At 43.1% G+C, this 20,338-nt stretch carries 16 protein-coding genes and 1 pseudogene; 9 read left to right on the top strand and 8 right to left on the bottom strand.

What is annotated here, in order from left to right:
• Nucleotides 1-162: 162 nt before the first annotated feature.
• From fecA to C5470_RS00215, 4 genes are all read right to left on the bottom strand, one after another.
• The gene (fecA, locus tag C5470_RS00200) at nucleotides 163-2,523 is read right to left on the bottom strand and encodes a TonB-dependent Fe(3+) dicitrate receptor FecA (RefSeq protein WP_166285068.1); all 2,361 of its coding nucleotides are present in this window, start codon (nucleotides 2,521-2,523) and stop codon (nucleotides 163-165) included.
• Nucleotides 2,524-2,621: 98 nt separating this feature from the next.
• Nucleotides 2,622-3,572 carry a ferric citrate uptake sigma factor regulator FecR gene (gene fecR, locus C5470_RS00205; protein WP_166285069.1) on the bottom strand — a complete coding sequence of 317 codons (951 nt, stop codon included), beginning with the start codon at nucleotides 3,570-3,572 and terminating at the stop codon, nucleotides 2,622-2,624.
• 1 nt (nucleotide 3,573) lies between these two features.
• A complete protein-coding gene (gene fecI / locus C5470_RS00210; protein WP_166285070.1) occupies nucleotides 3,574-4,095 on the bottom strand; it encodes a ferric citrate uptake sigma factor FecI in 522 nt (173 codons plus the stop codon).
• Between the two features lie 290 nt (nucleotides 4,096-4,385).
• The gene (locus C5470_RS00215) at nucleotides 4,386-4,940 is read right to left on the bottom strand and encodes a YtfJ family protein (RefSeq protein WP_166285071.1); all 555 of its coding nucleotides are present in this window, start codon (nucleotides 4,938-4,940) and stop codon (nucleotides 4,386-4,388) included.
• 288 nt (nucleotides 4,941-5,228) lie between these two features.
• Here C5470_RS00215 and C5470_RS00220 point away from each other — a divergent pair, with 288 nt between their 5' ends.
• On the top strand, nucleotides 5,229-5,435 hold the full coding sequence (locus C5470_RS00220; protein ID WP_011148633.1) for a DUF1107 domain-containing protein: 207 nt from the start codon (nucleotides 5,229-5,231) through the stop codon (nucleotides 5,433-5,435).
• Nucleotides 5,436-5,550: 115 nt separating this feature from the next.
• On the opposite strand, the gene paeA is transcribed toward C5470_RS00220, so the two are convergent.
• Together paeA and msrA are read right to left on the bottom strand one after the other, a co-directional pair.
• Nucleotides 5,551-6,879 carry a polyamine export protein PaeA gene (gene paeA, locus C5470_RS00225; RefSeq protein WP_166285072.1) on the bottom strand — a complete coding sequence of 443 codons (1,329 nt, stop codon included), beginning with the start codon at nucleotides 6,877-6,879 and terminating at the stop codon, nucleotides 5,551-5,553.
• Nucleotides 6,880-7,034: 155 nt separating this feature from the next.
• Nucleotides 7,035-7,682: a peptide-methionine (S)-S-oxide reductase MsrA gene (msrA, locus tag C5470_RS00230; RefSeq protein ID WP_166285073.1), complete on the bottom strand. Its 648-nt coding sequence runs from the start codon at nucleotides 7,680-7,682 to the stop codon at nucleotides 7,035-7,037.
• 115 nt (nucleotides 7,683-7,797) lie between these two features.
• Between msrA and tamA the strand changes: the two genes are divergently transcribed.
• The 3 genes from tamA to C5470_RS00245 are packed head-to-tail and all read left to right on the top strand — an operon-like array spanning nucleotide 7,798 to nucleotide 13,648.
• On the top strand, nucleotides 7,798-9,540 hold the full coding sequence (gene tamA, locus C5470_RS00235) for an autotransporter assembly complex protein TamA (protein ID WP_166285074.1): 1,743 nt from the start codon (nucleotides 7,798-7,800) through the stop codon (nucleotides 9,538-9,540).
• A complete protein-coding gene (gene tamB / locus C5470_RS00240; protein ID WP_166285075.1) occupies nucleotides 9,537-13,298 on the top strand; it encodes an autotransporter assembly complex protein TamB in 3,762 nt (1,253 codons plus the stop codon). The genes tamA and tamB overlap by 4 nt, the downstream gene beginning before the upstream one ends.
• A 2-nt stretch (nucleotides 13,299-13,300) precedes the next feature.
• A complete protein-coding gene (locus tag C5470_RS00245) occupies nucleotides 13,301-13,648 on the top strand; it encodes a gamma-glutamylcyclotransferase family protein (RefSeq protein ID WP_166285076.1) in 348 nt (115 codons plus the stop codon).
• 101 nt (nucleotides 13,649-13,749) lie between these two features.
• Here C5470_RS00245 and ppa read toward each other — a convergent pair whose 3' ends face one another.
• Nucleotides 13,750-14,280, bottom strand: coding sequence for an inorganic diphosphatase (gene ppa, locus C5470_RS00250; protein WP_166285077.1), 531 nt, complete (start codon nucleotides 14,278-14,280; stop codon nucleotides 13,750-13,752).
• 310 nt (nucleotides 14,281-14,590) lie between these two features.
• Between ppa and C5470_RS22590 the strand changes: the two are divergent.
• The 5 genes and pseudogenes from C5470_RS22590 to C5470_RS00280 form a co-directional block, all read left to right on the top strand.
• Nucleotides 14,591-14,999, top strand: a pseudogene (locus C5470_RS22590) (transposase); the annotation flags it as partial.
• A gap of 135 nt (nucleotides 15,000-15,134) precedes the next feature.
• Nucleotides 15,135-16,094, top strand: a complete 960-nt coding sequence (locus tag C5470_RS00265) for an HD domain-containing protein (RefSeq protein WP_166285079.1) — start codon at nucleotides 15,135-15,137, stop codon at nucleotides 16,092-16,094.
• Between the two features lie 15 nt (nucleotides 16,095-16,109).
• Nucleotides 16,110-17,351, top strand: a complete 1,242-nt coding sequence (locus C5470_RS00270) for a cytochrome P450 (protein ID WP_166285080.1) — start codon at nucleotides 16,110-16,112, stop codon at nucleotides 17,349-17,351.
• A gap of 48 nt (nucleotides 17,352-17,399) precedes the next feature.
• Nucleotides 17,400-17,915, top strand: a complete 516-nt coding sequence (locus tag C5470_RS00275; protein WP_166285081.1) for a hypothetical protein — start codon at nucleotides 17,400-17,402, stop codon at nucleotides 17,913-17,915.
• A 9-nt stretch (nucleotides 17,916-17,924) separates the two neighbouring features.
• On the top strand, nucleotides 17,925-19,040 hold the full coding sequence (locus C5470_RS00280) for an MFS transporter (RefSeq protein WP_166285082.1): 1,116 nt from the start codon (nucleotides 17,925-17,927) through the stop codon (nucleotides 19,038-19,040).
• A gap of 156 nt (nucleotides 19,041-19,196) precedes the next feature.
• Here C5470_RS00280 and fbp read toward each other — a convergent pair whose 3' ends face one another.
• Nucleotides 19,197-20,201 carry a class 1 fructose-bisphosphatase gene (gene fbp, locus C5470_RS00285; protein ID WP_166285083.1) on the bottom strand — a complete coding sequence of 335 codons (1,005 nt, stop codon included), beginning with the start codon at nucleotides 20,199-20,201 and terminating at the stop codon, nucleotides 19,197-19,199.
• Nucleotides 20,202-20,338: the final 137 nt, after the last annotated feature.

The raw sequence follows: 20,338 nt of genomic DNA on the forward strand, positions 1-20,338 counted from the left end.
GGGTAAAACTACCTTGCTCATCCTGCACCGTGACTGCAAGGGCACGGGTCAGGTTGGTGGAGAAGAGCAAAGCGATAAACATAACGCGAATCAGTGCAGACATAACTGAACTCCAGAAATAGCAAAGCCGGGCAATGGCCCGGCGAAAGGGTTAACGTAGCATCAGAACTTCAGTGAGCCTTGCATATAGAATATGCGCGGCTGCCCGGCGTAGATGCCTTTATTGTTATCATCATAGGAACGGGTGTAATACTCGCGGCCGAAAATGTTTTTTACCCCAAAGGCTAGAGTGAGATTAGCCATTTGTGGGCCGAAGTCATACGCCATACGTGCATCCCACAGCATAAAGCCCGGAATGCGGCCGGTGCTGCCATCGGCACTTTCCTGTACGGTGTTAGCGTTATCAGCAAACTGACCAGACTGGAATTCGCTGTTGAGGTTGAAAGTCCAGTTGCTAGGTTTGTAATCTATACCAAATGTACCTTTATGTTTCGGTGAGAATGGCACTTGATTCCCGTAGGTATCGCCTTTTTCACGAATTTCTGCGTTCACATACGTGTAGTTGGCGTAAACTGAAACGTTCTCCAGTTTAGGCGTAAGCTCGGAAAGATTGTAACGTGCCTGAGTTTCCAGCCCAGTGTGTCGGGTTTTTCCACGTGCCGTAACAGTATCGTTGGTCTGGTTGGAGTCGTACTGATTGTTGAAGTTAATCAGGAACAGCCCCATTTCCGCAGTCAGAGCGCCGTCGTCGTAGCGGGTTCCGACTTCCCAGGTTCGCGCTTTTTCCGGTTCTACATTGCCGCTCCGCACCGCCTTACCAATCTGGCTGTACTGTACGGTACCGAATGAGCTTTCCGTATTGGCATAAAGATTCCAGCTGTCAGTAACGTGATAAAGAACGTTGAGTGCAGGCAGCGGTGCATTGTAGCTTACTTCTTGGCGGGTGCCTTTCAGGTTGTTGTTTTGGATGGATTTAATATGTTCGAATCGTATCCCTGGCGTGATGGTCCAGTTGCCTATATCAATGCGGTCGTCAATGTACCAAGCATGAGCCTCGGTGCCAGAGCGGGTATTACGGTCATAAGGGCTCGACGTGCTGGGTAATTCGCCGCTGCTGGCGGCGGTGTAGTAACGCATTTCGTGACTGGCTTCATTTACGTAACGGTAGCCAATCCCTACTTCATGGGCTGAAGGCCCTAAATTGAAGAGCTGGCTATAGCGCGGTTCGATGCTGCGCACCCAGTATTCCCGTGGGGAAAGGGTAATGCGTTTGCCCTGTTTGAGATAACCGCTGCGCAAGGTATGGGTATATAAGCTCTGAATATTGAATTTGTGCTGCTGGTCGGGCTGATACTGATAGCTGAGGCTCGCGAGCTGACGGCGGCCCCAGAAGCGATCATATGGGCGAGTGGATTGCCAGCGATTGGCATCGTAATCGGCGCGTGAAAGACCTCCGGGCATATCCGCGCTGCCATCATAATATTGCAGCAGGCTGTTGAAGGTGTGCACTTCATTGGGTGCATAGCGGCTTTTGAGCATCACGTCGTCAATGTGCGTGGCGCTGTGTTCGCGCCAGTCGCTGCCACGTGTACCGGAGTAGAGAAGCGCCGTGCCGAAACCGTTATCTGCCGTACCGCCAATCATCAGGTTATGGGTTTCTTTTGGATTATTTTGTGAAGATGTGGGGCTAATCTGGCCTTCCACGCTTGCCTCAATACCAAAATCCTGTGGGATAGCGCGAGTTACGAAATTCACTACACCACCTACGCTTTGTGGTCCGTAGCGCACAGCGCCGCCGCCGCGTACTGCGTCGACTGCGTCCATGTTGCCGAGAGATATTGGCGCCAACGATAGTTGTGGCTGGCCGTAAGGTGCGAAGGGGACCGGAATGCCATCCATCAAAACCGTAGAGCGGCTGGCAAGGCGGGGGTTCAGGCCACGAATGCCAAAGTTCATCGCCAGGTCGTGGCTGCCGGTACCGTTGTTTTCCGGTGCACTGACGCCAGGAATGCGGTTTAGTACTTCACGCATTGTTGTTGCGCCTGTTTTGGCAAAATCTTCACGGCGGATGACATCGCGTGCGCCTGCATGTTCAAACACGTCAGTTTCACGAGCATCGCCTAGCCAGTCGCCTATCACGGTCATCGAGTCTTTCTGCGTGACAGAAGCGGGTTCGAGCGTGAACGTGTTATCACCCAACGTTTTCGCCTGTAAATCAGTACCGGCCAGTAAGGTGTTCAGTCCATCGGTGATGGAATAATCGCCGTGTAGGCCGCTACTCTGTTTGCCGCGCGTTAAGCTGGCATCTACCAAAAGGGTAATACCCGCGCGGGTGGAATATTGGTTGATAACTTTATCCAGTTCGCCTGCATTAATGTCATAATGTGCGCTAGCTGGCGCCACCGAAGCATACGCTATCCCTGAGGTTAGGCAAGCCACTGGTAACAGGCTTAAACGAATCGCTATTGCCAGCGATGTTGTTTTGTGAAGCGCGCGCAGTGGCCGTGCACGTAAAGGCATCATAACGTCTCCATAATCATTTTGTTGCTGTATTCACTTATAAGTCGAATGAAGAGGTAAAAAGGGACAATCGAAAATGATTATTTTTACGTTAATAATTTTTATGCGGGCAGAACATTCACCCAGTAACGGGTAATGTATTGAATCTTAACGGGAAGTGTTTTTTCTATAACGGTTAATACTGTATCGGTATTTTTTATCGGGAAAGTGCCGCTTAACCGTAGTGAGGCGATAGTTGGGTCGCAGCGTAATACGCCGTTGCGATAGCGGGCGAGGGTCGCTATCACTTCACTCAGTGGTTTGTTGCTAAAGCTTAATATACCCTGCGTCCAGGCGTTGTTTTCGGCGATTGCTGTTGTCAGTTCGCTAAAATCGGTAGCGCTGAATCTTAAACTTTCACCCTGACGCACAATATATTTGCGGTCAGCACCGGTCAGTATCACCTCTACGGCATGCTGCTGCACGCTAACTAGCGTGGTGTTGCCTTCCTGACGAACTGTAAATTTAGTACCCAATGCGGTCAGTTGTGCCTGGCGGGTTTGTACGCGCAATAACCTTGTTCCAGCATCGTGCCCGGTGGTGATGGCAATTTCGCCATACCAGAGATGCACCAGACGTTGCTGAGGGTCAAAATGGACATCTACTGCGCTGTCAGTATTGAGTGTAAGCAGTGTGCCATCGCTCAGTTGATGATGCTGAATGTCCCCTTTAGCAGTACGGTAATCTGCTCGCAGACCCTCTCCCGCTTCTGAATACCACAGTTGCCAGATACCGCCGACCCCTAATAGCAACAGCACGCTTTTCATCATTCTGCGGCGTGACAGGTGCGTTTCCTGAAGTGTGCGGCTTGCCATATTGCCTGGCACCACAAGCATCTGGTTACGCAGATTTTCCACTTGTTGCCACGCCCACTGATTATCCTGATGCTGTTCGTACCAACGCTGCCATTTTTCGGTTTGCAATGGGCTTGTTTGATCGCTGCTTAGTACTGCATACCAGTGTGATGCTGATTTTAGGGCCTGGAGACGAGAATTGGTCAACGTAGTATTCATATCAGAGTCCATGTTCCAGGCGAAACAGCAAGCAATGTTCGGTGGCTTTAGCCATATATTTTTTCACGGAACTGACAGACACGTTAAGACGTGAAGCGATGTCGCTGTAGGTCAGGTTTTCAAGCTGAGACAGTAAAAAAGTTTGGCGCATTTTGCTGCTCAGGCCATCGATCATCTGGTCGATTTGTTGGAGCGTCTCAAGCTGACACTGACGAATTTCTGGCGAAGGTATAAGCGCCTCGGGCTGTTGCGCAAGCAGTTCCAGATAGGCTTTTTCCAGAGCGTTGTGGCGAAACAGATCAATCATCACCCTTTTGGCGATAGTGCAGAGGAAGGATTTTGGGTCGCGAATTGTCTGTAGCGAGTCACTGGTTATCACGCGGAGGAAGGTATCCTGCGCTACGTCGTCGGCGTCAAAGGACGATTGCAGTTTGCGCGTGAGCCAGTTTTTCAGCCAGCCGTGATGCGTGCCGTAAAACGATTCAAGCGTCAGCTCAGCGGAAACAACAATGTAGTCAGACATAGCTTTATAATATCAAAAGTTAATAATCACGGTATCATCTTAATGTGAGAATGGTAATCATTACAATTGTTCATGAAGGTTTTTCTTTCATGTTAGCGTGATGTTAAGTAGGTGTGATTACGAGACTTGTCGCTGTTTCCTAACATGTTGGAATGTAAACACTGTGTACGTGATTCTGAAAATTGCTGCTCCTAAGCAAATCTGACGTTAAATAAGTTGCTTTTCAGTAGGGTTGTGGTGATAAGGGCAAACCGAACCATATCCGCAAGTCGTTATCACCACTGATGTTTTTACTGTAATTCTTTACGAACCAATTCAATTACTTGTTTGATTTCGTTGCTGTTTAACTTACCTTCTTTGGCAAACTTCGCGACGCCGTTTTTATCCAGGACAATAATGGCAGAATTTTTGGGTTCCAACTGCCAGGTTTTTTTGACTACACCATTGCTGTCAGCGATAAACTGGGACCAAGGAAACTCTTTTTTACTGTCTTCAATACTGCTGCGGACGAATGGCCCGGTACCAAATATGGCATCATTAACATTGATGATGGTGGTTGTTTGGTATTTTTCTTTTGAAAAATCAGCACGTTTTATTTCTTCTATCAGCGGGGCATTCAGCTCTTTCGCTGCACTACGACCTGCAATATGTTGTATGACTCTCACTTTTCCGATCAGTTTTCCACTATCCCAATTTTGATAGCTAAACTTATTATTGTTGAGTAACAACTCACCTTTATCAGAAACACTGACCGTAGGAACACTTTGTTCCAGGTTAATGTTGTGAGCGAATGCCAGAACAGGAGAACAAAGTAACGCAGCATATAACATAAAATTCTTGATCATAATTTTTCCTTTATAAGTGAATGTGACGATGCACGGGTTTTTAGCATAGCGGTTATCAGTTGATTTATCTCTTTAAAGAAGATCAATTTTTTAACATTAAGTAAGGGATAAATTTACATAATTATACATATCTAAATATCTGTCATTTTATGTAAATTCAATGCATAAAACTAAAAATAGGGGGAACAAAATCCGATAAATTCAGTCTACTATTCTACATAACGGTGTGGTGTATGAGGTTGGTTCACCAAATGTAACCGTAAGAAGCATAGGAGGAAAAAAGCAGAGATGAAAATTTTTCACCGATATAACCCACTGAAAATTGCTCTCTACGTTAAGACTTTATTCCGTGGACGCTTATACATTAAAGATATGGGGGCTTTTGAATTTGACTGCGGTAAAATTTTACCGCCGAAGGTGAGAGACAAACGCCATTTTAGTGTGATGAGTGAAGTTAATCAGCAGGTGCTACGTTTGCAGGCTGAAATAGGATAGATAACGAGAATAGCCGCGAGCAGCATACTGAATAACTTGCGCCACAATAACAATAAGTGGCGCTTAACACGAGAATATTAAACGGCCTCACTTCACAAGAATAGGCCGTTTTTATTTATTCATCACTAATAGTTGGGTTGTGAGCGGGAGCCGTGGTGGGGGTGTCAGTGATTTTTGTGACTAATAGCTGATCGATTTTGTAGTTATCAATATCAACAACTTCAAACTTATAACCAGCAAATTTGACCGAATCAGTACGTTTTGGAATTTTTCGCAACCGGAACATCATAAAGCCTGCAATGGTTTCGTAATTACTGGAATCAGGGAAATCATCAATATCCAGTACTCGTTGTACATCATCAATCGGTGTTCCACCTTCAACCAGCCATGAATTTTCGTCCCGGACGACGATCTGCTCTTCTTGCCCCTGACCAACTAAATCACCCATCAGGGTAGTCATGACATCATTGAGGGTAATCACACCCATTACCAGCGCGTATTCATTTAGGATAATAGCGAAATCTTCACCGGCAGCTTTAAAGCTTTCTAAGGCATCTGAAAGCGTTAAGGTATCTGGAATGATCAGCGCATTGCGGATCTGGATACCTTTATTGAAGCTCAGGCTCTGACCACTCAGGACTTGGTTAAGCAGATCTTTGGAATCCACATAACCGATAACATGATCAATATCTCCGTCACATATCAGATACTTGGAATGTGGTTGGGTGGAAACCTGTTGTTTGATACTTTCTTCGCTTTCATTCTTATCAAAGTAGACGACGCTTTCCCGTGAGGTCATGGCAGAAGGAACGGTGCGGGATTCGAGTTCGAATACGTTTTCAATCAGTTCATGTTCTTGTTTACGCAGGATACCAGCAACAGCGCCTGCTTCCACAACCGCGAAAATATCATCAGATGTGATGTCTTCATTACGTGCCATCGGAATTTTAAAGATCTTGAAGATAAGATCAGCCAGTCCATTAAACAACCAAACTAATGGACGGAAAATGGCCAGACAGAAACGCATTGGATTAACGATTTTCACCGCGACAGCTTCTGGTTTGATCATTCCGATACGCTTTGGTGTCAGGTCAGCAAGTAAAATAAATGTACTGGTCACAATGATGAATGAACAGATAAAGCCGAGTTGTTCTGCCCATTCAGGACGCATAAATTGAATGAAAAAAGTTTTCAGTGAAGGAGAGAATGCCGATTCACCGACAACACCTGCCAAAATTGCTACAGCGTTTAGGCCGATTTGTACAACGGTAAAAAACATTCCCGGAGATTCTTGTAATTTGAGGACATGAGCTGCGTTAATATTACCTTCATCTGCCATCAGTTTTAATTTGATTCGCCTTGAGGCGGCAAGAGAGATTTCAGATAACGAAAAAAAGGCGCTTATTGCGCACAGTAGAAGCACGACTGATAGACTATTTAGCATAAGGTATCCATGTTTTACCTCCGGTGATAGGGTAGGTTTTCGTTGAAAAAACACCGGAGGAAACAATAAAAATCATATAAAATAAAAAGTTGCGATAAATACTTAGAAAACTATTGATTAGTGTGATAATTATAACATCAGTTTAGGTTAATCGGCTAGTTTTTGCCCACTTGTGGCAGGCAAATGCCAATACCGCCTAACCCGCAATACCCCTCAGGATTTTTAAACAGATATTGCTGGTGATAGTCTTCAGCAAAATAGAATGGCCCAGCTTCTGTGATCTCGGTGGTAACAGGTCGGTTATCCCCTTGTTGCTGCATGGCTTTTTGGAAGCGCTCACGGCTGGCTAATGCCAGTTCATGTTGCTGAAGTGACACCGTATAAATCGTGGAGCGATACTGAGTGCCAATATCCCCTCCCTGACGCATTCCTTGAGCCGGGTCGTGGTTTTCCCAGAAAAGTTTTAACAGGTTTTCGTAACTATTTTTTGCCGGATCATAAACGATTCTGACAACCTCAGCGTGGCCGGTCAAACCGCTACAGACTTCTTCATAAGTTGGATTGGGTGTTGTACCACCGCTATAACCCACAGAGGTCGTGTAAATATCAGGTTGTTGCCAGAACAGCCGTTCTACGCCCCAGAAACATCCCATACCAAAATAGGCAACTTCCATATTCGCTGGAACAGGCTCTATTGCATGATCGGTGACAGTATGGTTAGGTGAAACTTTAAGTGGTTCAGCTCTGCCAAGTAAGATACTTTTAGAATCGGTAGATAGGATTTTATTAGCTGAAGTTGGCACAATTCCCTCCTGTAATTATTAGGTTTTCAGATATTGATAGATTGTATATATTATAAACTTTACTCAAGTTAAATTTTATTATAGTCAAATTATTCCGATCAGGTTAGGAGTTCGCGTGTCGAGATACCCCGTTTTATGTTTTCTTTGTATGTCTATCGCAACTCCCATCGCTCATAGTGCTAGTCTTCGCCTGAAAATAGAAGGATTAACCGGCAGTTTAGAAAAAAATGCCCGGGTTCATCTTTCTACCATCAGTACTGACGAAGTTGCGGCAGATGGTCGCTTCCGTTCTCGTGTAGATAAAGCGATTCGTGAAGGTCTGCGTCCCCTTGGTTATTATGAACCTATTATTGAATTTACTTATCAGGAAAATAACCCCCCCGCTCGCCCGGTATTAACAGCAAAAGTCACCGCAGGTGAACCTGTACGAGTTGCCAACGTTAATGTTGTTTTGGAAGGTGGGGCTAAGACAGATGGAGATTATGCCAAACTTGTTAAAAGCAAAAGTCCGAAGAAAGGGGCAATTCTTAATCATGGTGAATATGAAAGCTTTAAAGGTTCTTTGACCGGGCTTGCTATTAGAAAAGGTTATTTTGACGCGATAATGAAAAAGAGCCAATTAGGTGTTGCCAAAGAGCGGCATGAGGCATTCTGGGATTTTAATTTTAACAGTGGTGAACGTTATCACTTTGGTCAGATACATTATCGTGGTTCACAAATTCGTGAAGATTATCTGAGTCACTTGGTGCCGTTCAAAGAAGGGGATTTTTATACCTCGGAACAATTGGCAGAATTGAACCGGCGGCTGGCAGAAACTGGCTGGTTTAATTCAGCATTGGTGACACCTGATTTTAATGCTGCCAGAAAAAGTGGTAATAAGACTCTCCCTCTTGATGCGGTATTAACACCACGTTCTAAAAACTATGTTGAACTGGGTGGGGGTTATGGAACAGATGTTGGGCCACGGGTAAAAGCTAAGTGGACAAAACCGTGGCTAAATTCTCGTGGACATAGCCTTGATACGAGTATCAACCTTTCTGCACCTGAACAGGTGATTGATGCTACCTATAAAATGCCGCTGAAAACGAACCCGCTGGAGCAATATTATGCGTTGCAGACGGGTTATAAACGTAAGGATGTCAACGATACCGTATCAGATACTGCGACGGTGAACCTTTCTCGTAACTGGGATCTTTCAACTGGTTGGCAGTATGGGATCAATATGCGCTGGAGCCTCAGTCACTTTACTCAAGCTAATATCACGAATACGGCTATGTTGTTGTATCCGGGAGTGAACGTGAGTCGGATCCGTCAACGTGGAGGTACGATGCCTTATTGGGGCGATAGCCAGCGTTATTCCATTGATATTTCTGATACCTTTTGGGGTTCTGATGTGGATTTTCTGGTATTACAGGCGCAAAACGTTTGGATCAGAACTTACTGGGATAACCATCGTTTTGTTGCCCGGGGTAATTTAGGTTGGATAGAAACTAATAGGTTCCAGAAAGTCCCTCCTGATTTACGTTTCTTTGCCGGTGGTGATCGTAGTATCCGTGGTTACAGGTATCAGAAGATTTCCCCTAAAGACAATGACGGAAAATTGACTGGGGCATCCATGCTGGTCGTGGGTTCGCTTGAGTATCAATATAACGTAACCGGTGATTGGTGGAGTGCTGTTTTTGTTGATACCGGTGAAGCAGTCAATGATGTTAGAAGGAGCAATTTTAAAACCGGCGCAGGTGTTGGTGTGCGTTGGGCTTCTCCAGTCGGGCCCATTAAGTTTGACCTTGCCAGGCCAATAGGGGATTCAGAATCTCGTAACATCCAGTTTTACATCGGGTTAGGATCTGAATTATGAAATGGATTAAGAAGGTCAGTATTGCTTTTTTGCTGATTATTACGCTGTTGGTTATTACTGTTGCCGGATTGGTAGGAACGCAATCTGGCCTGCATACTATGATTAACAGTGCCGTCCGTTGGGTACCGGGGCTGGATATTGCCGATGTTAGTGGTGGCTGGCGTGATTTGACCTTGAAAGGTATCAGGTATCAGATGCCCGGTGTGGATGTTAATGTGAATCAACTCCACCTTTCGCTGCGTCTTTCCTGTCTGAAAAATAGTCAGTTATGTATTAATGCATTGACGACAGAAGGCGTAAAAGTCGCGATTAACACTAAACAATTGCCACCTGCGGGAGAGCCGTCGCCAGAATCAGAGCCTCTGACTGAACTGAAAACGCCGTATCCGATTTCACTTAATTTGCTATCCATTAAAAATGCCGCAGTCACCGTAGATGATAAGGTATTTGCCCTTGATGAATTCAGGACCGCAGCTGAGTGGCAGCAAAAGGCATTAATTCTTAAGCCAACAAAAATCACTGGATTGCTGGTGGGATTGCCAAAAACAACTCCTGAGCAATTGAAAACAGCGAAAGCAAAGCGGGAAGTTGAACCGGAAAAGTCGTTGGGAGAAATCCTGAAGACATTGTTCTCTCAGCCGCTATTGGCAACGTTACCGGAAGTGCCTATTCCATTGGATATTACTGTTGAAGGGATCAGTGGTAAGCAATTACAGCTGACCGGTGATACCAATATCACAGTCAATGATTTATTACTGCAAATTAGTAATCAGGGGCGGCAGATTCAGCTTAATAAATTGAATATAAAGGTGCCGGAAGGCTCTTTAGCCGTTCATGGTTCCGCGACGTTGGCACAGCAATGGCCGGTAAAGCTGGTAATAAAAGGTGAGTTGAATCGGCAAGAGATTCAGGGGCAAAAGGTTGATTTAAAGCTTAATGGGGCCTTGCTGGAGCAACTTAGCTTAATGTTGAATTTGTCTGGCCCTGTCAGCGCTAAAATTGATGCTCAGGCGGAATTGGCTAAGACAGGTTTGCCAGTGCGTATAACGCTTGAAAGCCAGCAACTGAGCTGGCCTTTGACGGGGGAGCCTGAATATCAGCTTGATAATGTGAAAATGCGCCTGAATGGTAAAGCGAGTGGTTATGATTTGTCATTGCGTTCGGGCATTAAAGGTAATGAAATCCCACCGGCATTATTGGTGTTGGATGCTAAAGGTAATGAAGAACGCTTTAAATTGACCCGCTTGCGCCTGTCTGCTTTGCAGGGAAGGACTGAACTGGTCGGTGTGGCAGATTGGAGTAAGGCAGTAAGTTGGAATGCGGTGTTGACACTCTCTGGAATCAATACCGCTAAACAGTGGCCGGAATGGCCTGCCGAAATAGAAGGGAAAATAGTGACCCGTGGCAGTTTGCACGGTGGTAGCTGGCAGCTCCGAATCCCGGAAATAACGCTTGATGGTAATGTAAAACAGAACTTGATAAAAGCCAGGGGTAAGATTTCGGGTAATGCGGCTGGTCAGTGGAGTATTCCTCAATTTGAACTGGCTTTGGGGCGTAATAAAATCAACCTCCAGGGACAGTTGTTCAAACAGTGGCAACTTGACGGCGATATCAGAGCACCGAGGTTGGATGGCTTATTACCGAGGCTTGGCGGTGTCGTTAATGGGACGTTGAAACTGCGTGGTAATATGCAAGCGCCTCAAATTCTGGCTGATCTGAATGCTAATGGGTTGAAATGGCAGGATTTGCGTATTGATAGTGTTAATGTGAAGGGAGATATACGTTCTGCTGCGCAGATCCAGGGGGATTTTGCTATCAAAGTCAGTCAGTTGAAGCAGGCTGATTTAGTTATTCGTAATTTAACGTTGAATGCAAAAGGCAATGAAAAGCAGCATAATTTGCAATTGAAGATCGATGGTAAGCCGGTTGCCGGTCAACTTGCGCTTAATGGTAGTTTTGATCGCAAACAACAACGATGGAAAGGCAGTATTAATAATACCCGTTTTGATACCCCGGTTGGCGAATGGCGTTTAACCAAAGCGATGACTATTGATTACCTCAATCAGCAGCAGAAAGTTACTGTGGGTACGCATTGTTGGTTGAATCCACATGCGCAGCTCTGCATACCGAAACCCATTGAAGCGGGCGCCAGCGGCAACGCATCTGTTATTCTTGATCGTTTTGATCTTGCTATGATTCAACCACTACTGGGGTCTGAAACACATTTGAAAGGTGTATTCAGTGGTAATGCTGATGTTAAATGGAGTGCCGGAGGTGGATTGCCTCAGGCCAACGTTAATCTGCATGGTGATGCGGTGCAGGTTAAGCAAATGGTTGATGGCATCGCATTACCTGTAGATTTTCAAACCCTGACACTCAATGCAGGCTTGAAGAATGGGGCCGCAGAGCTGAATTGGTTGTTTAAAATTATGGGAAATGGTCAGTTTAACGGTGCGGTACAGATTGCTGATCTTGAAGGGCGTCGCAAACTATCGGGCAATGTCGGTATTCAGGATATTTCACTGGCATTGATCGAACCGATTCTTGGAAAAGGTGATAAGGCAGAAGGCCATTTGAACGCTAACTTGCGTCTGGGCGGAAATGCCAAAAATCCATTACTGTTTGGTCGGTTGGGCCTGAGTGCACTGCAAGCTTCGGGTCATTGGATTCCATTTGATATTACTCAAGGGCAACTTGGTGTAAATTTTGATGGAATACGTTCCGATCTTGAGGGGGTTATCGAAACCCCGAAGGGGCAACTTAACCTGAATGGTGATGCTGATTGGCGTAATTTGGATGCGTGGCATGCAAGAATTACCGCTAACGGTGATAAGTTGAGGGTAACTTTTCCACCAATGGTGAAAATTGATGTCAGCCCTGCTCTGGTGTTTGAGGCTTCTCCTCAGTTGCTGAAATTGGATGGTAATGTTGATATTCCCTGGGCGCGTATTACAGTTAAAGAACTACCCGAATCGGCTGTTGAGGCATCATCGGATGAGATTATGTTGGGTGAGAATCTTCAGCCGTTAGAAGTGAAAAAAGCGTCAATCCCGATTCAAAGTAACTTGATGATTCATATAGGCGATGATGTTCGACTCAGTGCATTTGGTCTTAAAGCGAAACTTAGGGGGGTTCTGAAAGCCGTTCAGGGCGAACAGGGCCTGGGTTTGAATGGCCAGGTTGATATTATTGATGGCCGTTTTCATGCCTATGGACAGGATCTGATTGTCCGTAAGGGGATGATTATGTTCTCTGGTCCACCGGAGCAGCCATTGCTTAATATTGATGCTATCCGCAACCCAGAATCAACGGATGGCCGTGTTATTGCTGGGGTGAGAGTTACCGGTTTGGCGGATCAGCCAAAAGTGGAAATTTTCTCAGAACCTGTCAAATCACAACAGGAAGCGCTTTCTTACCTGTTACGTGGTGAAGGGTTAGAGAGCAGTGACTCGGACAACTCCCAGATGACAGCAATGTTGATAGGGTTGGGGGTTGCGCAGAGTGGTCAGTTGGTAGGTAAAATCGGTGAAATATTTGGTGTTTCCGATTTAGCTCTGGATACTCAAGGAGTTGGTGATAAATCACAGGTAGTTGTTAGCGGAAAGATCACAAAAGATCTGCAAGTTAAGTATGGTGTTGGTATATTTGATTCACTGGCAACATTAACCTTACGCTATAGGTTAATGCCTAGATTGTATCTGGAAGCAGTGTCTGGTATTGATCAGACATTGGATTTGCTCTATCAGTTTGAGTTTTAAAAATGCGAATTATTGTTTATGGCAGCTTACGGCGCAAACAGGGCAATCATCACTGGATGACCGATGCTCAATGGTTAGGGGATCATAAGCTGGAAGGTTATGAGCTGTATGACCTTGGGTATTATCCTGCGGTAATCCGTGGTGACGGGAATATTGAATGTGAGGTATATCGCATCAACTCAACTATCCTGACAGAATTAGACGATTTGAAAGATAATTCTCGGGAGTATGTAAGGGAGTTGATTCAGACACCATATGGTAGTGCATGGATATATCTTTATCAGTTTCCGGTAACCGGTTTACGGCGGATAAAAAGCGGTGACTGGTTAAAGCGCCACGCAGAAGAGTAAATAAAAATCCCTTTTTATCATGATAAAAAGGGATTATGACATTAAAAAACCTCTGTCGGTGATGTTCCGCAGAGGTTTTTAATTATGCGTATAAAGAGGGATTATTTCTTAGCTGCACGTTCAAAAGAAGAGATAATTTCTGCTTTAGCCGCTTTGGCATTATCCCAACCATCAACTTTAACCCACTTACCTTTTTCCAGATCTTTGTAATGCTCAAAGAAGTGAGTGATCTGAGCACGCAGCAATTCTGGCAGATCGTCTACATCCTTAATGTGATCATATTCTTTGGTTAGTTTAGTGTGTGGAACCGCAACCAGTTTTGCGTCTTCACCTGATTCATCAGTCATTTTCAGAACGCCAACCGGACGGCAACGGATCACAGCACCGGGTTGCAATGGGTATGGCGTTGGAACCAGAACATCAACTGGGTCACCATCCAGAGATAGGGTATTGTTGATGTAACCATAGTTGCATGGATAGAACATCGCACTAGACATAAAACGGTCTACAAACAGTGCGCCGGATTCTTTATCAACTTCATATTTGATTGGATCTGCGTTCGCAGGGATTTCGATAATGACGTAGATGTCTTCTGGCAGGTCTTTCCCTGCTGGTACTGAGTTCAGGCTCATGAACGTTTCCTTTGTTTCAAACTAAAATGGAGTGGGAGCTATTATAGACAAAACATGTTTAAAGTACTCTCCATTTTTCTGGCTTAAAGTTGCTTTAGTACTGGAGCAGTTAAGGTGGCGAATTTCCAGTTCTTGAGCCATCAGGACAACAGATTTTTCCGCTTTCTAGCAGTAAGGCAACGGTTCTACGTTTAAACTCGGGAATATATTCTTGTCTTGTCATAACGACCTTATCTTTGTTTATTAATTTGAAAATAAGGTGAGCACTAAATATCAAGGGCGGAGTAAGCGGGGAATTATCCGCTCTAGAAAATATTATGTGATTGATGCCAGCCATATCAAAGTTCACCTTCATGCGGCAGGCGCTAAAGGAGGTAATCAGGATATGGGACGTACAAAAGGGGACTCAACACTAAGACACATTTGGCCGTGGATGTGCATGGTATGCCGCTCAGAGTTCTTGTTACAAGTGGGGTACTACAGCTGATTGTTCGCAAGCTGGTGACATGGGATTAAGATACAAATTTCTTGTCGAAAAAATCGTAACATAGAGCGGGAATATGATCGTGAGCTCTATCATTTCCGACATCATGGTTGAAAGTGCCTTCCTTTACCTTAAACACTGGCGTGGTATAACGACCCGATATGCGAAAAATAGTGCCTCATTTTTTGCCGCAGTTCAGATCCGTTGCCTTGCACTTTGGCTGGAAATCTCATGATGACACTATGTGGTTAGGATTAATCACAATTAAATATCTATAAATGCACATTATATTCACGCCGATTTTACATTGTGATTCTCATTTGTTAACATAGGTGATGATTTTTAGGATGATTCATTTTAGGGTACATGGATGCTGGTGCTGGATAAGGCTGTTCGAGAAAAAAATATTGAGAAATTATTAGAAATTGAAGAGCGTATTTCAAAGAGTTGGTATTATAGCTCGCTGAGAGGAAAAACCCAGTTTATCCCGTACCATTTCAGAAGTGCAGCACACTATACACGGATGAAACATACCAATGATGTAATTAGTTGTATTCGCCTGTTTGGTAGTGGACTGAATGAATTTGAGCTTGGTCTTTGCCGTATTGCTGGAATGCTTCATGATATTGGCCATCCTCCTTTTGGACATTCAGGCGAGCGGGTATTGAATGAGCTAATGGCTGAATATGGGGGATTTGAAAGTAATGCACAAAGTGTCAGAATCGCCTATCAACATCTTGAACTCCCAAATCTAATTTCCTCGCTTTGTATTAAATACAATCATGTAATCCCAATATGCACATGTTCTCAAAATGCCCCATTAATCAAAGGAATTTACGAATCAGAAAATTTTCTTCTGACGTTATCAAGGAATTATGATCTGGAGGAACTAAAAGCTGTCGTGAATTACGCCGATGAGATTTCGTACACTATCAGTGACATAAAAGATATGGTTACTGAGAGAGGGAGTATGAGCCTTTTGGAGTCATATAGAAAGACAGACTATTTGGATGTGTGCAAAGTCATCATCGAAATGATAAATCAGAGTACCACTCAGATAGCCTCCACAATACTTACCCAATTTTTCTTCAACTCTAAAGGTCATATTAACCTCAGTACCTTCCAAGATTTCACTCGCTGTGCAGCAGTAATTAGCAAGCAATTCTTAATCGAACACGAATACGCAATGAAAGAAGATGAGTATTCAAGGCAAATACTCTCTTGTTTATTTGAATCATTGATGCAGAGACGGCAAGAAAGTGTATTGGCCCGGAATATCGTTGATTTGATTTCATCGTTAACTGAGCAACAAACACTAACATACTACTAAAAGGGAGAGTAATAAATGGAGCAGTTCAGCGTGTATGGAGATACATACCTTAACGACAGATACTCAGTATATGAGCGTTTGAGAAATGAGGCTCCGGCATATTTTTCTAAGGAAATGAATTCATGGTTTATCACTCGATACGAGGATGTATCAAGCTTATTACGTTCAAACGATTTGATTACTAGCCATCTTATTCAGGAAAAATTAGATAACCTCAAAGAAGGTGAAAGTGAACACTTTAAAGAAATTATCGACATCATTTCAACTTGGATGATTTACAACGATAGACCAGTTCATACACGCCTTAGAAAGTTCATGAACCAAGCATTTATGAGAAAAGAGCTTGAAATTATCAAGCCTGAAATTGCTAAGATTACACATACATTGATCCAAAAAATTACAGATAGTGGTTGCACAGAAATTGACTTTGTAGAGGAAATTGCACACCCATTACCTGCGATGATTTTGTGCAAAATGTTAGGTCTAGATGAAAGCGAGGTAGGAAAGTTCATCAAATGGTCGGATGATATTGCTGATTTTATGCAAAATTTTGTGGTATCAAGCGTACCAGACAAAGGAGTTTCAGATATTACTAAAAAGAGCATGAGAGAGATGTTTGATTTTCTGTTTGAAACCATTAAATCTCGTCGCAATATACCTCGAAATGATCTCATCAGTCGCTTGGCTAATTCTGAGAAATTTGAAGACGGAGCGATGTTAGGTGATGCAGAAATAGCGGCTCAAACTGTTCATCTGATTTTCGGTGGACATAAAATTCCGCAATTTATGCTAACAAATATGTTGCATTGCCTGATTACTCATCCTGAACAGATGGAAGCACTTAAACAAGATAGCTCACTACTTGATAATGCACTCATGGAATCAATGCGTTTTGAGGGGCCAATTCAATATGTCACTCGTCATGCAGCCAAGGATATCGTACTGCACGGAGAAACTATAAAAAAATACGACTCGGTTTATCTGTTTTTAGGGGCCGCAAACCGCGATCCGCGAGCTTTCCAATATCCTGACATGTTTAATATTCAAAGAGAAGAAAAGTTAAATCATGTTGCGTTTGGTGGTGGGTATCATGCGTGTATTGGTGCTGCGTTTGTACAAATGGAGCTCAATGTGATATTAGAAGGGTTGTTTGGTGCCTTTAAAGATATTCAATCTAACTACAATATTCAAAGCCCTGATTGGTCACATAATCCAACCTTCCATGGTATTAAGTCAATGAGTATTAAGGTAAAATAATAATTATGCCCCATCAGTTGTATTATTGTTGGGGCAATAGGATATTATATGAAATTTGTATTTTTAACGGATATTTACGGAATCTCAGAGCATGTTGAATTAATTGCAAAACGTTTAGATGGTGATGTGTCATTTATTTCGCCTTACGAAAGAGAAAGCGAAATCCCAAATGATAAAGATGCAGTGTATGAATATTTTCACAGTGTATCATCAATAGAAAAATACACACAAAAAGTAAGACGTGCTCTTGAATATGTCGATTCTTCGGTGATACTAGTTGGATTCAGTATTGGTGCTACAGTGGGATGGAGAATATCAGGTGATAGGCATTTTCCGATTCAGAATTCTATTTGCATTTTTGGTTCACGTATTCGTGATTATTTGAATGTAAAACCAATTAAACCTATATCATTGTTTTTCTCCAATGATGAAAAATACTTTATCGATAAGCTAGAGTATTCTGATTGGATAACCATAGAGCTGGTAAATTGTGCCCACTCGGCGATATCAGAACCTAATGGTTGCAATATTGCTGTAAGACTAATAAACAAGGCTTTAAGGTAATAATTATATATGTTGAATAATACATTAAAAACACTATGTTTCTCCTATTTTTTTGCGTGGGCCATTTTTCTCAATTTTTACTTTGTTATTGCTGAAAAAAGTGGTTTAGATGCAAATATAGCAGGAATAGTCAGTGGCATATCATTTTTAGCACGTACTGTAGGTCTGCTCACACTCTATCCCTACTTGATTAAACATTTTGGTACTAAAGGAACTGGGATATTACTTGCGGGTGGTACAGTAGTAACGTGCATCTTATTATTAATATCGACAAACAGTTACCTCTCAATAGTATGTTTAATTGCTGTTGCGTTCTTCTTACCGATTGGTCTCCCTGTAACTGAATCAACGTTGACTGGCTCAGATTTAAAAAGTGGTCAGTATGAAACGATTCGTTTATTTGGTTCACTTGGTTTTATTATTTCTATTATTTTTGCGAGTTTCTCATTTACTTATTATCAAAAAGAAATTTTAGTACTACTAATTGTATTGCCGGTATCTATATATGGTGTTACGATGACTATGAGAGTGTTAAAAAATCAATACTATGATATTTCATTAACTAATTTTCAACCAATACACCTTTATGTATTTAGCATTGTCTTTTTAATTCAGGGCGCACATGCTGGTTTTTATGTGTTTGGTGCTCCGTATTTTCATGGATTAGGCTTCAATTCAGTAAAGATTTCGGCGATCTTCATAATTGGTATTATCGCAGAAATTGGTATATTTAAAGCTCTTTCTTCCAATCAATCTATATCTTATCAATCCCTATTATTGGTTGCTACAGTAGCATCAATTATTCGATGGGGAGCTATGATTGCTTCAGACAACTTCATGATCATATTTATATCAGCAATGTTACATGGTATTACGTTTGGTGCGGCACATATTGCATTTGTTAGATTTATTAAAGGCGAAAATCCAAGTGGTAATTTTATTTCATCTTCATTTCTTATTTATGGTGCAATGATCATGAGCTTAAGCCTCAGTATAGTGACATTCAGTATCAATTCAATTGCATTTGAAAGCTACTTTACGATACCTGTGATAGTATCGATAGTTGCTCTCGTGCTAGTAGCCATGTTAATGGTATATAAAAAATATGGCGATCGCATAATGTAATACATTGATCTTATAAGATATTTGATATTTTTCTCGTTTTTCTATGGAAATGGTAGATCAATGGAAAAAGAGGATAGCAATAATAAAGTCATTATTTGACGGCAATGTTAAAGAGGCGGGAAGTTTCGCCTCTTAAGTAGTCATTAATAAATGAAATTACTCATCCGGGAATTCAGCCATAAAACTTTCGGCTTTCTCTACCATTGATTTACTGCCAACAAAGAAAGGTACGCGCTGATGCAGTTTGGATGGGATGATATCCAGAATGCGGTTGGCGCCATCACTGGCTTTACCGCCGGCCTGTTCGGCCAGGAATGCCATTGGGTTACATTCATACAGCAGACGCAATTTTCCTGATGGATGGCTGGCGGTACTTGGGTAAATGTAGATTCCGCCTTTCAGCAGGTTGCGGTGGAAATCAGCAACCAACGAGCCGATATAACGTGTGGTGTAAGGACGCTGAGTCTCCTCATCCTGTTCCTGGCAATATTTAATGTATTTCTTCACTCCCATAGGGAATTTGATGTAATTCCCTTCGTTGATGGAATACATATTGCCTTTGGGGGGAAACTGGACTTTCTCATGAGAAAGGCAGAATACGCCGAGTGAAGGATCATAAGTAAAGGCATGTACACCACAGCCAGTGGTATAAACCAACATAGTTGAAGAACCGTAGACAACATATCCGGCGGCGACTTGGCGATGACCTGGTTGCAGGAAATCTTTTTCAGTCACTGGCTCGCCGATTGGGGTAATACGGCGGTAGATAGAGAAGATAGTACCAACGGAAACGTTTACATCAATATTTGAAGAACCATCCAATGGGTCCATCAAAACAACATATTTTGCATTTTCAGCGCGGTCGCCTTCGAAAATAACGATGTCGTCTTCCTCCTCGGAAGCGATACCGGCAACTTCACCGCGTGCTTTCAGTGCTGCTTTGAGTTTTTCATTAGCATACAGGTCCAGTTTCATCTGTACTTCGCCTTGGATATTGGATGCCCCGCTGGCCCCTAAAATATCCACTAAACCGGCTTTGTTGATATCACGGTGAATGATTTTTGCTCCAAGCTTAATAGCGGAAAGCAATGCGGTGAGTTCACCCGTGGCATGAGAAAAATCTTGCTGCTTTTCGACGATGAATTCGCCTAATGTTTTCATGACGAAAGTCCTGAATGTGATTTGATAGTGGTTTTAGAATGTCCATTGCACTCTTACGCGGGCAGTTTAGCCAAAGAAAGGGATGATTCATAGGCTATTCCATTTCTTATCTTGCTTTTGATGGTTAGAATAGTGGC

The sequence above is a fragment of the Photorhabdus stackebrandtii genome (genome assembly GCF_011189495.1).
GTDB classification, from domain to species: Bacteria; Pseudomonadota; Gammaproteobacteria; order Enterobacterales; family Enterobacteriaceae; genus Photorhabdus; species Photorhabdus khanii.

Bases quoted from the DNA above. Each gene is read 5' to 3' on its own strand.
- C5470_RS00275 (WP_166285081.1), top strand. From the start codon at position 17,400: ATGAAATTTGTATTTTTAACGGATATTTACGGAATCTCAGAGCATGTT.
- C5470_RS00280 (WP_166285082.1), top strand. From the start codon at position 17,925: ATGTTGAATAATACATTAAAAACACTATGTTTCTCCTATTTTTTTGCG.
- C5470_RS00270 (WP_166285080.1), top strand. From the start codon at position 16,110: ATGGAGCAGTTCAGCGTGTATGGAGATACATACCTTAACGACAGATAC.
- tamB (WP_166285075.1), top strand. From the start codon at position 9,537: ATGAAATGGATTAAGAAGGTCAGTATTGCTTTTTTGCTGATTATTACG.
- fecI (WP_166285070.1), bottom strand. From the start codon at position 4,095: ATGTCTGACTACATTGTTGTTTCCGCTGAGCTGACGCTTGAATCGTTT.
- ppa (WP_166285077.1), bottom strand. From the start codon at position 14,280: ATGAGCCTGAACTCAGTACCAGCAGGGAAAGACCTGCCAGAAGACATC.
- fecR (WP_166285069.1), bottom strand. From the start codon at position 3,572: ATGAATACTACGTTGACCAATTCTCGTCTCCAGGCCCTAAAATCAGCA.
- C5470_RS00245 (WP_166285076.1), top strand. From the start codon at position 13,301: ATGCGAATTATTGTTTATGGCAGCTTACGGCGCAAACAGGGCAATCAT.
- fbp (WP_166285083.1), bottom strand. From the start codon at position 20,201: ATGAAAACATTAGGCGAATTCATCGTCGAAAAGCAGCAAGATTTTTCT.
- C5470_RS00265 (WP_166285079.1), top strand. From the start codon at position 15,135: ATGCTGGTGCTGGATAAGGCTGTTCGAGAAAAAAATATTGAGAAATTA.
- paeA (WP_166285072.1), bottom strand. From the start codon at position 6,879: ATGCTAAATAGTCTATCAGTCGTGCTTCTACTGTGCGCAATAAGCGCC.
- C5470_RS00220 (WP_011148633.1), top strand. From the start codon at position 5,229: ATGAAAATTTTTCACCGATATAACCCACTGAAAATTGCTCTCTACGTT.
- C5470_RS00215 (WP_166285071.1), bottom strand. From the start codon at position 4,940: ATGATCAAGAATTTTATGTTATATGCTGCGTTACTTTGTTCTCCTGTT.
- fecA (WP_166285068.1), bottom strand. From the start codon at position 2,523: ATGATGCCTTTACGTGCACGGCCACTGCGCGCGCTTCACAAAACAACA.